This window comes from Undibacterium sp. YM2 (assembly GCF_009937975.1).
Classification (GTDB): domain Bacteria; phylum Pseudomonadota; class Gammaproteobacteria; order Burkholderiales; family Burkholderiaceae_D; genus Undibacterium.
The window spans coordinates 2,021,996-2,035,913 of sequence record NZ_AP018441.1; the positions used below are offsets into that span (position 1 = coordinate 2,021,996).

12 protein-coding genes and 1 pseudogene are annotated in these 13,918 nt (G+C 51.0%); 5 read left to right on the forward strand and 8 right to left on the reverse strand.

The genetic code is table 11. The annotated features are described in order from the left end of the window. Positions 1-6: 6 nt before the first annotated feature. On the reverse strand, positions 7-636 hold the full coding sequence (locus tag UNDYM_RS09050; RefSeq protein WP_162040764.1) for a hypothetical protein: 630 nt from the start codon (positions 634-636) through the stop codon (positions 7-9). A gap of 76 nt (positions 637-712) precedes the next feature. Here UNDYM_RS09050 and UNDYM_RS09055 point away from each other — a divergent pair, with 76 nt between their 5' ends. The 4 genes from UNDYM_RS09055 (at position 713) to UNDYM_RS09070 (ending at position 3,561) form a co-directional block, all read left to right on the forward strand. Further along, on the forward strand, positions 713-1,321 hold the full coding sequence (locus UNDYM_RS09055) for a glutathione S-transferase family protein (RefSeq protein WP_162040765.1): 609 nt from the start codon (positions 713-715) through the stop codon (positions 1,319-1,321). 62 nt (positions 1,322-1,383) lie between these two features. Beyond that, positions 1,384-1,950, forward strand: coding sequence for a hypothetical protein (locus UNDYM_RS09060; protein ID WP_162040766.1), 567 nt, complete (start codon positions 1,384-1,386; stop codon positions 1,948-1,950). Positions 1,951-2,002: 52 nt separating this feature from the next. Then, positions 2,003-2,923 carry an ADP-ribosylglycohydrolase family protein gene (locus UNDYM_RS09065; RefSeq protein ID WP_162040767.1) on the forward strand — a complete coding sequence of 307 codons (921 nt, stop codon included), beginning with the start codon at positions 2,003-2,005 and terminating at the stop codon, positions 2,921-2,923. Further along, entirely contained in the window at positions 2,920-3,561 is a 642-nt protein-coding gene (locus tag UNDYM_RS09070) for an alanyl-tRNA editing protein (protein WP_162040768.1), read from the forward strand. The genes UNDYM_RS09065 and UNDYM_RS09070 overlap by 4 nt, the downstream gene beginning before the upstream one ends. Positions 3,562-3,615: 54 nt before the next feature. Here UNDYM_RS09070 and UNDYM_RS09075 read toward each other — a convergent pair whose 3' ends face one another. The 7 genes and pseudogenes from UNDYM_RS09075 to UNDYM_RS09105 form a co-directional block, all read right to left on the reverse strand. Further along, positions 3,616-4,041, reverse strand: a complete 426-nt coding sequence (locus tag UNDYM_RS09075) for a YidB family protein (RefSeq protein ID WP_162040769.1) — start codon at positions 4,039-4,041, stop codon at positions 3,616-3,618. 130 nt (positions 4,042-4,171) lie between these two features. Further along, the gene (locus UNDYM_RS09080) at positions 4,172-4,897 is read right to left on the reverse strand and encodes a 16S rRNA (uracil(1498)-N(3))-methyltransferase (RefSeq protein ID WP_162040770.1); all 726 of its coding nucleotides are present in this window, start codon (positions 4,895-4,897) and stop codon (positions 4,172-4,174) included. Positions 4,898-5,033: 136 nt separating this feature from the next. After that, on the reverse strand, positions 5,034-5,441 hold the full coding sequence (locus UNDYM_RS09085) for a DUF350 domain-containing protein (RefSeq protein ID WP_162040771.1): 408 nt from the start codon (positions 5,439-5,441) through the stop codon (positions 5,034-5,036). Positions 5,442-5,449: 8 nt separating this feature from the next. Further along, positions 5,450-6,582: pseudogene (locus UNDYM_RS09090) on the reverse strand (glutathionylspermidine synthase family protein). Next, complete coding sequence (locus tag UNDYM_RS09095) at positions 6,582-7,073, reverse strand: hypothetical protein (protein WP_162040772.1); 492 nt, start codon at positions 7,071-7,073, stop codon at positions 6,582-6,584. The pseudogene UNDYM_RS09090 and the gene UNDYM_RS09095 overlap by 1 nt, the downstream one beginning before the upstream one ends. A 27-nt stretch (positions 7,074-7,100) precedes the next feature. Then, a complete protein-coding gene (speE, locus tag UNDYM_RS09100; RefSeq protein WP_162040773.1) occupies positions 7,101-8,336 on the reverse strand; it encodes a polyamine aminopropyltransferase in 1,236 nt (411 codons plus the stop codon). Between the two features lie 10 nt (positions 8,337-8,346). Next, positions 8,347-11,724, reverse strand: a complete 3,378-nt coding sequence (locus UNDYM_RS09105; protein ID WP_162040774.1) for a DEAD/DEAH box helicase — start codon at positions 11,722-11,724, stop codon at positions 8,347-8,349. A 182-nt stretch (positions 11,725-11,906) separates the two neighbouring features. On the opposite strand from UNDYM_RS09105, the gene tkt reads away from it, so the two are divergent. Continuing rightward, positions 11,907-13,910 carry a transketolase gene (tkt, locus tag UNDYM_RS09110; RefSeq protein WP_162040775.1) on the forward strand — a complete coding sequence of 668 codons (2,004 nt, stop codon included), beginning with the start codon at positions 11,907-11,909 and terminating at the stop codon, positions 13,908-13,910. Positions 13,911-13,918: the final 8 nt, after the last annotated feature.

Genomic DNA, 13,918 nt, shown 5'->3' on the forward strand with positions numbered 1-13,918 from the left:
TGGAAATCAGGAGATTACCAGCGTAAAGTATCCGTTTTCGAGGGAGCTGGTGTCGACCACGGCGCTGATTGTCGCTTCAGGATTGTTGGTTTGTACTGGCTCTGTTGTAATGCCGTTAACGACCGCTTTGAAAGTGTAGTTTTCTGCAATGTTTAAGAAAGTCGTTTCAAAGCTATTGTTCACAAACACACTCTGTAGCAGCTTGCCATTTCCAGTAATCGAAAATACTACAGGCGCCAAACAGGTTTTTTGGAATTGCACTTGATTCGGTTGAGTGGGCCCCACTTCTATTAATTCAAAATTATACGTACCTTGCGCGTTCACTTGTTTGACTTGTGCCAGAAAGCCTGCTGCACCGATGAAGTCCAAGGGCGCACTTGTATAGATATTGTCTTCCAACACGGTTTCTGCAACGACACTCCTGGTAACTGGAGATGTCGGTATTTCGACAGTAGCATCCGCCATTAATTCGATACGTTCTGCCACGACGAGATCGCCTTTCAACACCGTGAAATATGCCTGATAGCCGGTTTTATTCGTCAAGTTTATGGGCATTGCATTCTCCTGTGGTTGGTTTGCCTCGTGGTTATTAAAGCTGATATTTGCTTGTTTATTTGATACTATCATGACATCCATGCGCAATGCAAAAATGTCAGGTAATGTTATTGGTGTTTGAATGACGTGGTGTTATTCAGGTTATCAAGGAAGAATCATGCATATCAGGTTTTATCACGCCCCAGATGCCAATTGCTGTGAACGGTTGTTGTGGATACTCGATTACAAGAGGGTGACTTATGAGCGCATCGATGTAGGGCTGACTCATGTGGGCGAACATGTGACCCGGCACAGTCCCTTTGCCCGCGTACCACTGATGGAAGTCAATGGCATTGCCCTGAGTGAATCCATGGCCATGGCCGAATTTATTGAAGAGATTGCGCCCAATCCACCTTTGCAATATACCGAAGCATTCGCCCGCGCCCAGGTGCGGGAGATTTGCGAAGCAGTCAATTCTTCCATACATCCTCAGCAAAATAGCAGTACCGTCCGGTACTATCATCCTGAATGGAGTAAGGAAGAGATGCAGCCAGTGCGCGCAAACTGGCTGAGACTCAATCTACAAAAATTGCAGGGGCGATTATGGCTTGGCAGCCAGTTTGCAGTTGGCAAACAATTCACCATGGCCGATATTTTTGTCAGTATCATTTATCGTAAAGCCCTGGACCTTGGTGTGCAGGTCAGTGACTTGCCTGAATATGAGCAATACTGGAAATTCTTGATGTCGGATGAAACCATTTCTGGCAGTTGTCCCGTCGCACCCTGATGCTCATATTTTCGAGAACATATTTCCAGCTATTCGCGTTTACTCTTATTTCTGATACATACATGCACAAATTCATACTTTCTCTGCTGCTGTTTTGTTGTGTGGGCAGCGTATCTGCCGGGGTACTTAACGACGCCATCAATATCAGTTTTCCAGATCAACTGGCAGGTTTTAAATTTACGGAAACTTCCTCATTCCCCGTGAAGGAGCTGGGTGACTATATTGCCTATAGGCGCAGCGATCCCATTCTGGCTTCGATTTATATTTACACTGCAGGTATTTCTCCGATACCTGCCAGTATTGATTCCCCGGTGGTACAACAGCATTTTACTAAGATCATTGCTGAAGCCAAGGGAATGGAAGCCTCAGGGCAAGCGCGTTCCGTTAATTTGATCACCGGTTTTCAGCAAAATACCCATTATTTTAGTTGTGGACCACAATTTATCTGGCGTGAGTTTGAGTTTGAAAATGCGGCTGGCATGCATACTTCGTACACCTATTTGACTACGATGAAAAATAATTTCGTCAAACTGCGTATCAGCCATCAAAAAGGAGATGCGAAAGCAAGAGTTGCTGTTGAAACTTTCGTCGCTGAAATCAGAAAGTTGCTGGGTAATTGCAAAGATTGAAATTTCAATCAGCAGCTTTTGCTGACACTGGTCTGATTAAAAAATAAGAGATATGCCTGCTATAAAGACTCCGTTGGAACGCGCACTGACATCACTCGATGGTCTATCTATTGGTGACGCTTTTGGTCAATGTTTTTTTCAAGAAGAAAACAAACTGCTGCTTGACGCGGGTGAACAGTTGCCAGAAGGACCCTGGTATTTTACTGACGATACGGAGATGACACTGTCTGTCATTGCTGTCTTGAGCAGTCGTGGTGAGATTCATCAGGAGATGCTTGCAAAAAGTTTTGCGAAACACTACAGCTATGACCGTGCTTACGGCCCATCCATGCATAGAATGCTGGCACGTATTGATGCAGGTGAAGCATGGCAGGAAGTCGTAGCCAGTGCTTTTGAAGGACAGGGCTCTTATGGTAATGGCGCTGCAATGCGTGCTGCACCATTAGGTACGTATTTCGCCGATGACCTGGGTTTGCTAGTGAAGCAAGCAAGTTTATCTGCCGAAGTGACACATGGGCATCCAGAAGGAATAGCGGGAGCCGTTGCTGTTGCTTTGGCTGCCGCGCACGCTTGCCTTTACAGCGATGCGGGAATAAGACCCCAACATGCAGAATTTTTAGGAAAGATTATCGACTTGTTGCCGCAAAGTGAAGTGCGTTCCAAACTGGTTCGCGCTCAGTCCATAGAGACTGCCGGGTCTATGGATTTTCTGGTTTCTCTTCTCGGGAATGGGAACAATATGTCGGCGCAAGATACAGTGCCGCTGGCCTTGTGGTGTTGCGGACAGACACTGGACGATTTTGAAAAAACCATGTGGCTGACTGTCAGTGCAGGCGGGGATTGCGATACTTTATGTGCGATTGCAGGAGGTGTCGTTGCCTCCTTCGTTGGCGACAAAGGTATCCCTGACAGCTGGAGAGTGAGACGCGAAGCTCTGCCAGACTGGTATCTGGAATCCAGGGATGCAAATTGACAAAGAAATTTTTTTGGGATGACCCTTATCAAACCAGTTTGCAAACGCATGTCAGCAAAGTGGATGGCAATGATATTTACCTCGCATCGACCATTTTCTTTGCCTTCTCTGGTGGGCAGGAAAGTGATCATGGCAGCATTGCTGGGCACGCAGTTGTTGCGGCACGCAAGGAAGGGCTGGAGTTGGTATATACCCTGGCTGATGACCACGGCTTGCTGGCCGGGCAGGAGGTGGAAGTTTGCATAGCTTGGGACAGACGTTATCGCCTCATGCGCTTGCATTTTGCGGCTGAGCTGGTGTTGGAATTGTTTTACAAGTCATTGCCAGGTGTGGGCAAGGTCGGAGCGCATATTGCGCAAGACAAGGCACGTATAGACTTTGTCTGGCCTGAAAGTATTGCCCCCTTGCTGCCTGCTTATACACAAGAAGCGCAGGCCATTATTGATGCAAATCTCGACATCACATGCGCTTTTGAAGATGAAGCTACAGAACGACGTTATTGGGAAATTGCAGGGTTTTCCCAGGTACCTTGCGGCGGTACGCATGTCAAACGTACTGGAGAATTGGGGCAGATAAAATTGAAGCGTAACAATATAGGGCGGGGTAAGGAGAGAGTAGAGATTTATCTTGCGCCTTAAAAAAACAGCGGCAGGAGAGTCTGCCGCTGTTTTTTCCTGGCCAGTTGTTGATGCTTACTTGCCGAACAGGGATGAAAACTGTTGTAGCACCGCAGCCGGGTTGATATTGCCAGCTTCGGGCACCTGGCCATGGGGCGTCAGGTGATCAATGATGCCTGGCAAGAATTCAGCGAGGTGGCTTGCTGCGCCTTCTTGTGAAATGCCGGTAGCATCAGCCAGTTGCTGCAACTGACCGCCCCCTAAGGCTTGCTGGATTTGTGCGGCAGAGATGGGCATGTTTTGTCCCGTCCCCACCCATGACTGCACGATGTCAGCCAGGCCCGCCTGGTGGAAGGCGCTGATCAGGGCTTGCAAACCACCAACGCCACCAGGTTGTTTGTCACCCAGCATGGCAACCACTGCCTGCATCAAGCCTGCCTTGCCATCATTGTCCTGGTTCATGCCGCCAAGCATACCTAATGCGCTATCGAGTAATCCCATGATATTCCTCTTTGAATTGATAAAGTGCAGCAAGTGTAAATCTGAGTATCGGCGGGAATTGTGAACTCTGCATGAAATTTGACAATGTTTTACGGCGATGGAAATTTTCTCTTTTAATTTGCTGAGTCCGTTACATGCCACCCCATGCTGCATTCAACATGGCAATCGCAGCCAGGCCTGCCGTTTCGGTGCGTAATATGCGTGGCCCCATGGACAGTGCCAGCACGCCGTGTTTAATAGCGAGACTTTCTTCTTCATCGGAATAACCGCCCTCAGGCCCAACCATTAAGCTGACAGCTTGTGCGGGATGATGGCGTGACCAGTCTGCCAGTGATTGTTCTGCGCGCGGGGTAAGCAGTATTCGCTGATGCATATCTTGCTGGCTCAGCCACTGGTTGAAATTCATGAGCGGTGCCAGGTGAGCGAGGCGGTTGCGCCCACATTGTTCAGCAGCTGCAACGATGATGCCTTGCCAGTGCGCCTGCTTTTTCTCGGCACGCTCTGCTGAAAGCCTGACGACGCAGCGTTGCGCTGCCAGCGGCTGTATTGCACTCACGCCCAGTTCCATGGCTTTTTCTATGATCCAGTCCATCTTTGAAGCTTCTGGAAGGGCCTGCACCAGGTTCAGGGAATAAGGCAATTCACATTCTTCTGGCAAAAATACTTTGACTTCTGCGGTCACGTTTTTCTTGGTGACCTGGGTCAGAGTGGCGACATAGCTGCCACCTTCGCCATTAAAAATATGGATGTTATCGCCCACATTCTGGCGCAACACAAAAACATGGTGCGCGACTTCATCAGGGAGGTCGATGGTGATCCCTATGCTTAAAGGGCGAGGACAGTAAAAACGTGGCATTCAATTCTCTTTGTTCGGAAGCAATTTCTTTAAGGGACTTACGAAAAAGCGTTCCAGCAAGGCGTAGCGACGACGGCAGTACTTAAGTACGACTAGGAGCTACAACGCAGCTGGAGCGCTTTTTCGTATGTCCAATTTAGTAGGTCATGCAGGCAGCATTTAGCATACCCAAGCCCAGACTCAAGGCACCAAGAAAAACGCCAGAGGCAATTTTATTATCTGGTATGTCAGAGACTATGCCGGGTATCAACAAGCGGGCAATACCAAAGGCCAGTAATTGTATGAGTAGCGCTATCACACCCCAGAAGCACATATCGATCAGGCTGACACTATTGGCAATGGCTGACGCCAGGGCAGTGCAATAACCGAGCACTGCGCCAGACAGGCTGGCTGCTGCAGCAATATTACCTTCTCGTATCAGGGCAATTTCACGGTAAGGTGTGATGCGTATATACACCACGACAAATATCGCCAGCAAGATGAAAGCGGCTGCAATATGGCTGAAGAAGGCGAGTAGGCCGTGTGCCAGTAATTGTTCACTCATGGGTTATCCTATTCTACAAAATAATGGGGAATGAAACGGCTGGTGTTTTTGGTGATCAGTGTTTCGTCTTCGCGTATGCCTATGCCGGCTGGTTCATCACCCACTATCCAGGCACCGATAGACGTGTAAGCCGGTGTGATGCCATCATCAAATTTGGGCTGGGGGCATAAGCCTGGTAGATATAGCCTTCATCACCATAATCACCACCAGTATGCATGACTTCGCCATTGGCATAGATGGAAATGTTTTCTCCCTCGCGTGAGTACAGAGGTTTTTTCACATGGTTGCCACTGATACGCCATGCATCGAAATAGGCGGGCAAGAGATTTGGGTGATTCGGAAACAGCTCCCACAATATCGGCAATATCGCCTTGTTCGACAAGATCATTTTCCAGGCTGGCTCTATGATGCGCATGGGACGCTTGAGCAAGTGATTGGAAAAATCTTCGCGGCACAGCCATTCCCATGGGTAGAGCTTGAACAGGTTATCGATACGGCTGTCGAGATCATCGACGAACACGCCTTCGTCTTCATCCCAGCCCAGGGATTCTATCGCGCACTGCTTGGTGGCAAAGCCCGCCTGTATCGCTGTGTCGCGCAAGTATGAGAGATTGCCTTCATCCTCTTCATTGCCGCCTGCGCAGGCAAAGTGCAACAGGCCTTTGCCTGGAAATTTTTTCCACTGGTCTATAAGTTTTTCATGCAGAGAGTTGAACTGGTCAGCATCAGGAAATACATCCTGCAGCCAATACCATTGTGCGACACTGGATTCGACCAGGCCGGTGGGTGTGTCGGCATTGTATTCCAGCATCTTGGGCGCGCCTGTGCCATCCCAGCTCAGGTCAAAGCGGCCATACAAAGAAAATTCTTTTGCGCGCCAGCTGTCTTCTACCTGTGACCAGAAAGCCTGGGGAATGGCAAATTTTTCTTGCATGCCGTGTTTGACGACATGGTCCACCGCTTGCAATGACATCTGGTGCAAGTCCAGACTGGCTTGTTCCAGTGTATCTACTTGCTCTGCCGTGAAACGATAGGCATAACGTTCATCCCAGTACAGACCATCAATGGAGTGGTAAGTAAAGCCCAGGGATTCAAATTGTTGTTGCCAGCCCGTACGTGGCGTTAATGAAGTACGTATCATTAACCACCCCCACTATGGCCATGTGCCGTACCGCCAAAACCACCACGGCTGACACTGCTGCGGCTGGTGGAAACACTGCGGCTGACGGCGTGATCACTGCCAGAATTGCTGACACCGAAATTTCTTTGCACAGTGTCACGATAACCAGGCGAATAATATGGCCCGAAAAAACTGTGGGAGTAACCGCTGTAGTGGCTGCCGCTGGTGCCGGTATAGCTGCTGCCAGTCGATGTGGCTGGCATGCTGGCCGCATTGAGGTCAGTGCTGGAGGCCACGGTTTCGCAGGCCGTGCCACTACCCCAGTCCTTCTGGCAATCTTTCAGACTCTTATATTGGTCGCGTATGGATGTCAATTCCTGGCTGCCACCGCTACTATCAGCGCTATCGCTGCTGACGCTGCATGCAGTCAGGGCAGCACTGGTCACTAGCATTAGCGGCAGAGTGCGGCTGACTCTGCGTTTGCCATGTTGTTTGCTTATTCCGGCACTCACGGTTTCTCCTGTTTTCCTGTCTAGGAATTAGGGCATCAGGTCTTTCACATAATTGGGTAAGGCAAATAATGCCTGATGCACATCGCCATTGTAATACTTTAGCAATGGCAAACCACGGTGTTTAATCTGAAGATTTACCGTTGACGGGCTTAGCGATAATGGGTTGCTATGCTTGCTGGCAATAGCCATGCCCCATAAGGCACCGTACAGGGGAATGAAAACGGTATATGGATGTAATTGCGGAAATATATTGCTGAGTTTTTGCAAGGTATCTGCAAAGCGTTGTGGATGATAGTAGGGGCTGCCCAGATGCAGTACCAGCATGCCTTGCGCAGTTAGTCTTCGTGAGCAAGCCTGGAAAAATTCTTCTGTCATGCAGGTGGCTGCCAGTGAGCTGCCATTCGGGCTGACCGGGTCAGTCAGGTCCAGCAGTATCAGGTCAAATTGCTCTGTACTGTTGTGGACATAGGCAAAGCCATCTTCATAGCGGTGTTGTATTTTTGGATCATCCAGCGCGCCGCGATGGATACGGCCCAAGTACTGGCGTGCCATCTTGACGACTTCTGCATCAATTTCGCAGAGAGTGATACTGCTGATGCTTGGATGTTTCAATAATTCTTCGCAGGAACCACCATCGCCACCACCGATGATGAGGGCAGTGCGTGGCTCCGGATGGGTCATCGCCGCAGGGTGCACCAGGCATTCATGATAAAAGAATTCATCTTTTTCTGAAGTCATCATGGCACCGTCTATGCGCATGACCTTGCCAAAATCTGTGGTTTCGGCAATCTCGATATCCTGCATGGTGCTGCGCTGGCGTGCCAATACCTGATTGATACGGGTGGCGGCAAAGCTGTCTTCTGTCAGCGCTTCAAATGTCATGGCGTGACTATGCTCACCGCGTTGCAATTCCTGGCGCGAGACTGTGCGTGGCTGGAAAACAGCAATCAATGTATCAACAATTTGCCTGGCCTTGCTGCCATTGTCATGATTGAAGTTGCAGACATACACGTCCAGCGTGACCGCATTGCGTTCTGGCCAGGTATGGATGGCGACATGTGACTCTGCCAGCAGCAAGGCTCCGGTGACGCCAGCCGGGCTGCCATCTTCATGCATGAAGGGGTGAAATTTTTCCCCAACAATGGTCAGGCCCGCAGCGATGGTGATGTTGCTGAGGCAAAGACGCAGGCTTTCCGGGCTGACAAAATATTCTGGCGCTGCTTCACAGGCAAAGCAGTCGGCGGTCAAGTGTAAGCCTTCCATAAGTCTTTCTTTAATTCAATGGTTCAAAAATGCCCTGCAAGTCCTCTGCAGTCAGTTGCACACTGGCGATCTCACCCTGGTCAAGTATCGCACGTGCCAGATCGGATTTTTTAGCCTGCATGTCCTGTATCTTTTCTTCCAGCGTACCCTTGGCTATCAGGCGATAGACAAATACTGGCTTGTCTTGCCCTATACGCCAGGCGCGGTCAGTGGCCTGGTTTTCTGCCGCCGGGTTCCACCAAGGGTCATAATGGATGACGGTGTCGGCAGCGGTCAGGTTCAGGCCTACGCCGCCTGCCTTCAGACTGATGAGGAATAGCGGGATATCACCTTCCTGGAAGCGGCGTACCACTTCACCACGGTGCTCGGTGTCGCCTGTCAGTATCGCAAAGCGCAATTGTTTTTCAGTCAGCGCTTCGGCGATCAGGGCCAGCATGCTGGTGAACTGTGAAAACACCAGGATCTTGCGGCCTTCGGCCAGCAATTCATCTATCATGGCCAGCAATTCTTCCAGCTTGGCCGACGGCGGCATCTTGTCCTTGCCACCTTTTGCAGATTTGACGGCTTTGGCACCAGTAATCTTGACCAGGCGCGGGTCGCAGCATACCTGGCGCAGTTTCAGCAGCGCATCAAGGATGACGATCTGGCTGCGTGCCACACCTTTCTTGGCGATTTCTTCACGGACTTTTTCATCCATGGCCAGGCGCACGGTTTCATACAGGTCGCGTTGCGCGCCGCTAAGTTCTATGTGGCGCAAGACTTCGGTCTTGGCGGGCAATTCTGTGGCTACCTTGTCCTTGGTGCGGCGCAGTAAAAATGGCTTGATGCGGCGCGTCAGCAGGGCATGGCGCTGGCTGTCGCCGAGTTTTTCTATGGGGTGCTGGAAGTCCTTGGTAAATGACTTGATGTCCCCCAAAAGGCCGGGCATGAGGAAGTTGAATTGCGACCACAGTTCGCCCAGATGATTTTGCAGCGGCGTACCAGTCAGGCACAGGCGGTGGTTGGCCTGCAACAGGCTGGCAGTCTGGCTGGCCTTGGCCTGGGCATTTTTGATGTACTGTGCTTCATCGAGTATCAGCAAATGATAGCGGTATTGGCGCAGGGCTTCTTCATCGCGTGGCAGTAAGGCGTAAGTGGTCAGCACCAGGTCTACCTGCGGGATTTGCTCAAACAGCTTGCTGCGGTCTTTTCCCTGCAAGACTAGCACGCGCAGATCAGGTGTGAAGCGTTGGGCTTCGCTGGCCCAGTTGTCCATCAGGCTGGTAGGGGCAACCACCAGTGCTGGCTGGGTCAGGCGGCCAGCTTCTTTTTCCATCAGGATATGAGTCAGGGTTTGTATAGTCTTGCCCAGGCCCATGTCGTCAGCGAGGATGCCGGCAAGCTGGTATTCGCGCAAAAACTGCATCCATGCCACGCCTTCTTTCTGGTAGTCGCGCAGGCTGGCCTGCAAACCAGCTGGTGGTGTGATGCTGTTGATACCGCCAAATTCTGCCAGGCGTTTGCCAAAGCTTTGCTGGCGTTCGCCACCTATCCAGCGCAAATGGGTAGTGGCAGACAATTCTGCCAGACGTGCCGCGTCCAGCATGGGCAGGCGCAGTTTGTCACCTTGCTGTTCATTGAAATACAACTCACCCAAAATAAGCAGGATAGGCTTGATGCGCGCATAGGGCAGAGCGACGCGGGTATTGTCAGGCAGGGCCAGCAAGACTTGTTCATCATCGGCACGCTGGTTGACCTGTTGCAGGCTGAAGTCTTGCGGTGCCTGGCGTATCAGGCTGACCAGTAAGGGCAGCAATGAAATCTTGGCCTGGTTGACGACGATGCCCAGTTCCAGCTCAAACCAGACGGATTGCTGGTTATCTTCATCAACCTCGGCATACCAGTCTTCCACTTCTTGCAGATCGTAGCGGTAGTCGTCTTGCGGACGGATATCCCATCCCTGGCTGATCAGCTCAGGCAAGTTTTTTGTCGCAAAATTGAGCCAGGCATTCTGGTCCGGCAGGCAGAGCAACAGCTCTTTTTCATGGCCTGCTACAGGCTGAGCTTGAAACCCCAAACCTTGCAGGGTTTGTTTGGTACTTTGCTCGGCAGGCAGGTCCCGGAGTATCTTTTCCAGGCCGTGCTGGCCACGACGCAGCAGGTGATCGCCGGGCTGTTCTGATTCAGCTACTGCATCTTCATAAGCAAACCTGAGCAGGGCGTAATCAGTGCATGCGCTGGATGTCGTCAGGCTATTCAGTTCCAGCACCGGGCGCATGCGTATATCTGCACGCAGTTGTGCTTCCAGTTCTGCCGGTAAGGGGATCAGGTTTTGCAAGCCCATGTCCAGCAGGCGGTTGGCCATTGCCTGCCGGGTTTCTGCCCGGCCAACAGCCAGGAGTGGCGCTTCCTGCACCAGGTTAATCAAGGCAGGCAGCGGGAACTTGCTGGTCGCTGCTACATGCAGCTCGCCACAGCTATCCTGCCCTATCAGCCAGGGTGGTTCGGTGGGCAGGATATGCGGCGAGGCAGGTATCTCTGTATCGCTACTATCGAGTTGCCAGCGCAGGCGCAGGTAGTCATTCTCTTCTTGCCAGGCCAGGTGTGCCTGTTGCAGAGGCTGGTAAGCCAGCCTGGATAAATGGTTTTGTTTATTCTCAGTATTGAGCCAATATAGTTTACCAGCCTTGGCGACACGATCGAGCAAGACCGCACCCATCCTGCCCTTGGGTGAATAATGCGAGTAATAAAACGAATTCATGGTGCACATATTGAACAGCGCCAGCAATTCGTAATCTGTTTCCTGCAAAAAACTGGCTGACTTCATCATGTCGCGCACCGCCAGTGAGAGCTTGGTGTATTTCAGGTCGCCTTTGGCGTTTTGCTTGGCCTTGCCGGGTATCAGACGCACTTCCTTGCTGCCAGATACGGTGGACAGGCTGAAAATCAGCATGCCATCTTCCAGATCGTCTTTGGTAAATTCTGTGTCTGCTACTGAGGCAGGGGCAGGGGATTCATGCGTGGCAAATTCCAGCTCACGCAACCATTTCTGTTCATTGAAACCCAGCGCTGCATCATTGCCATCGGCATGGCCGGGCAGGGCATGGGCCTTATTGTGATGGTCGAGGATATTCAATAAAACTGCCGCCACATGCTTGCAATTGTATTCAACCGGACAACTACAGGAGCCATTCACAGCTTCCAGTTTGCCGTTTTCAAACACCAGCTCTATCTCTTGCGCATAAATATTGCGGCCACTGCCCTGGACTTCGCTCTCGACAAAGTCATTGTCAAAACTCCAACCCCTGACCTTGTTTTCTGTTGCATAACTGATACCGCGTATGAACACCTCGTGAGGAAATTGCCGGGCAAGATCGTCGAGGGAGAAGTGACGTTTTTTTGATGACATGCGTAAGCTTTATATGTAAACCCAGTGATTTTACAGTTTAAAAGAGCAAGTTTGCACTTCTGAAGCGCCGCAATTGTAGTATGGACCCCATGCTCTGGTAAAATACCGGGTTTTCGCGGGGAGAGTTTCGCGTCCCCAGCTCGCAACACTGACCAGTTTTCTCAAGACTACCTTCTGACACCATGATTTCATCTCTTCAGCCAGCAACACTTACCAAAATGGCCAATGCAATTCGTGCCTTGTCCATGGATGCCGTACAAAAAGCCAATTCTGGCCACCCAGGCGCGCCTATGGGTATGGCCGATATCGCTGTTGCTTTGTGGAAAGGCTTTTATCGCCACAATCCGGCTAATCCTAAATGGATTAACCGCGACCGCTTTGTGTTGTCGAATGGCCACGGCTCGATGTTGCATTACTCGCTGTTGCATCTGACAGGCTATGACCTGCCTATCGAAGAGATCAAAAATTTCCGTCAACTGCATTCCAAAACTGCCGGTCATCCTGAAGTGCATATCACGCCAGGTGTGGAAACGACTACTGGTCCACTGGGTCAGGGTATTACCAATGCCGTCGGTATGGCACTGGCTGAAAAACTGCTGGCAGCCGAATTCAATCAGGGCGACCTGAAAGTCGTAGATCATTACACTTATGTGTTCATGGGTGATGGCTGCCTGATGGAAGGCATTTCGCATGAAGCCTGTTCACTGGCCGGTACATTGCAACTGAATAAACTGATCGCTTTCTGGGATGACAATGGCATCTCCATCGACGGACATGTCGAGGGCTGGTTCACCGACAACACGCCAAAACGCTTTGAGGCCTATGGCTGGAATGTGATCCCGGCAATTGATGGTCACAATGCAGAAGCCGTGGCGAATGCGATTGCTGCTGCCAAAACATCTGACAAACCGACGCTGATCTGCTGCAAAACCGTGATCGGCAAGGGCTCGCCAAACATGGAAGGCACGCACAATGTGCACGGTGCCGCCCTGGGCGACAAAGAAATTGCCGCAGTACGTGCGCATATAGGCTGGGAATATCCGCCATTTGAAGTACCGGCTGACGTTTATGAAGCCTGGGATGCCAAAGCAGATGGCGCCAAAGCCGAAGCGGAATGGAATACACAATTTGCCGCCTATACTGCCCAGTTCCCACAAAAAGCGGCTGAACTGACACGCCGCATGAATGGTGACTTGCCAGCCAACTTTGATCAAGTGGTGGCGAATGCGATTGCATCCTGCGTAGAGAAAAAAGAAAACATCGCGACCCGCAAAGCCAGCCAGAATGCCATCCAGGCATTTGCGCCATCGCTGCCAGAATTCCTCGGCGGTTCGGCAGATTTGACAGGTTCCAACCTGACCAACTGGAAAGAATGCATCGCGGTACGTGGCAACCAGGCTGGTAACCATATCAATTATGGCGTACGTGAATTTGGCATGAGCGCGATGATGAACGGTATCGCCCTGCACGGTGGTTATATCCCGTTTGGCGCAACCTTCCTGACTTTCTCTGATTACAGCCGCAATGCCATACGCATGGCTGCGCTGATGAAAATCCGTACCCTGTTTGTGTTCACGCACGACTCTATCGGCCTGGGTGAAGATGGTCCTACACATCAATCCGTCGAACATGTCTCCAGCATGCGCCTGATCCCTAACCTGGATAACTGGCGTCCATGCGACACAGTGGAATCTGCCGCTGCCTGGGCACATGCAGTCAAACGCAATGACGGTCCATCGACCCTGATTTTCTCCCGTCAAAACCTGCCGTATCAAGAGCGTACTTCTCAGCAAATCGCTGATATCCAGCGTGGTGGCTATGTCTTGCAAGACGCGGCTGACGCAAAAGCGGTATTGATCGCCACCGGTTCTGAAATTGAACTGGCTGTTAAATCTGCGGCTGAACTGGCGCAGCAAGGTATTGCCGTGCGCGTGGTGTCCATGCCATCGACGGATGTATTTGACCGTCAGGATGCGGCTTACAAGGCTGCAGTATTGGGCAAGGGCTTGCCACGTATTGCCATCGAAGCCGGTGTCACAGACTTCTGGTATAAATATGTAGGTTTGGAAGGCGCAGTGGTTGGTATCGATACTTTCGGTGAATCAGCACCGGCTGGCGTCCTGTTCAAGCACTTCGGCTTCACTGTTGACAATGTCGTTGCCAAAGTAAAAGCGACTTTAGTTTAAGCTGGAAG

Excerpts from the sequence above, each read along its gene's own strand:
- UNDYM_RS09050 (WP_162040764.1), bottom strand. The coding sequence starts at position 636 with ATGGATGTCATGATAGTATCAAATAAACAAGCAAATATCAGCTTTAAT.
- UNDYM_RS09055 (WP_162040765.1), top strand. The coding sequence starts at position 713 with ATGCATATCAGGTTTTATCACGCCCCAGATGCCAATTGCTGTGAACGG.
- UNDYM_RS09060 (WP_162040766.1), top strand. The coding sequence starts at position 1,384 with ATGCACAAATTCATACTTTCTCTGCTGCTGTTTTGTTGTGTGGGCAGC.
- UNDYM_RS09065 (WP_162040767.1), top strand. The coding sequence starts at position 2,003 with ATGCCTGCTATAAAGACTCCGTTGGAACGCGCACTGACATCACTCGAT.
- UNDYM_RS09075 (WP_162040769.1), bottom strand. The coding sequence starts at position 4,041 with ATGGGATTACTCGATAGCGCATTAGGTATGCTTGGCGGCATGAACCAG.
- UNDYM_RS09080 (WP_162040770.1), bottom strand. The coding sequence starts at position 4,897 with ATGCCACGTTTTTACTGTCCTCGCCCTTTAAGCATAGGGATCACCATC.
- UNDYM_RS09085 (WP_162040771.1), bottom strand. The coding sequence starts at position 5,441 with ATGAGTGAACAATTACTGGCACACGGCCTACTCGCCTTCTTCAGCCAT.
- speE (WP_162040773.1), bottom strand. The coding sequence starts at position 8,336 with ATGGAAGGCTTACACTTGACCGCCGACTGCTTTGCCTGTGAAGCAGCG.
- UNDYM_RS09105 (WP_162040774.1), bottom strand. The coding sequence starts at position 11,724 with ATGTCATCAAAAAAACGTCACTTCTCCCTCGACGATCTTGCCCGGCAA.
- tkt (WP_162040775.1), top strand. The coding sequence starts at position 11,907 with ATGATTTCATCTCTTCAGCCAGCAACACTTACCAAAATGGCCAATGCA.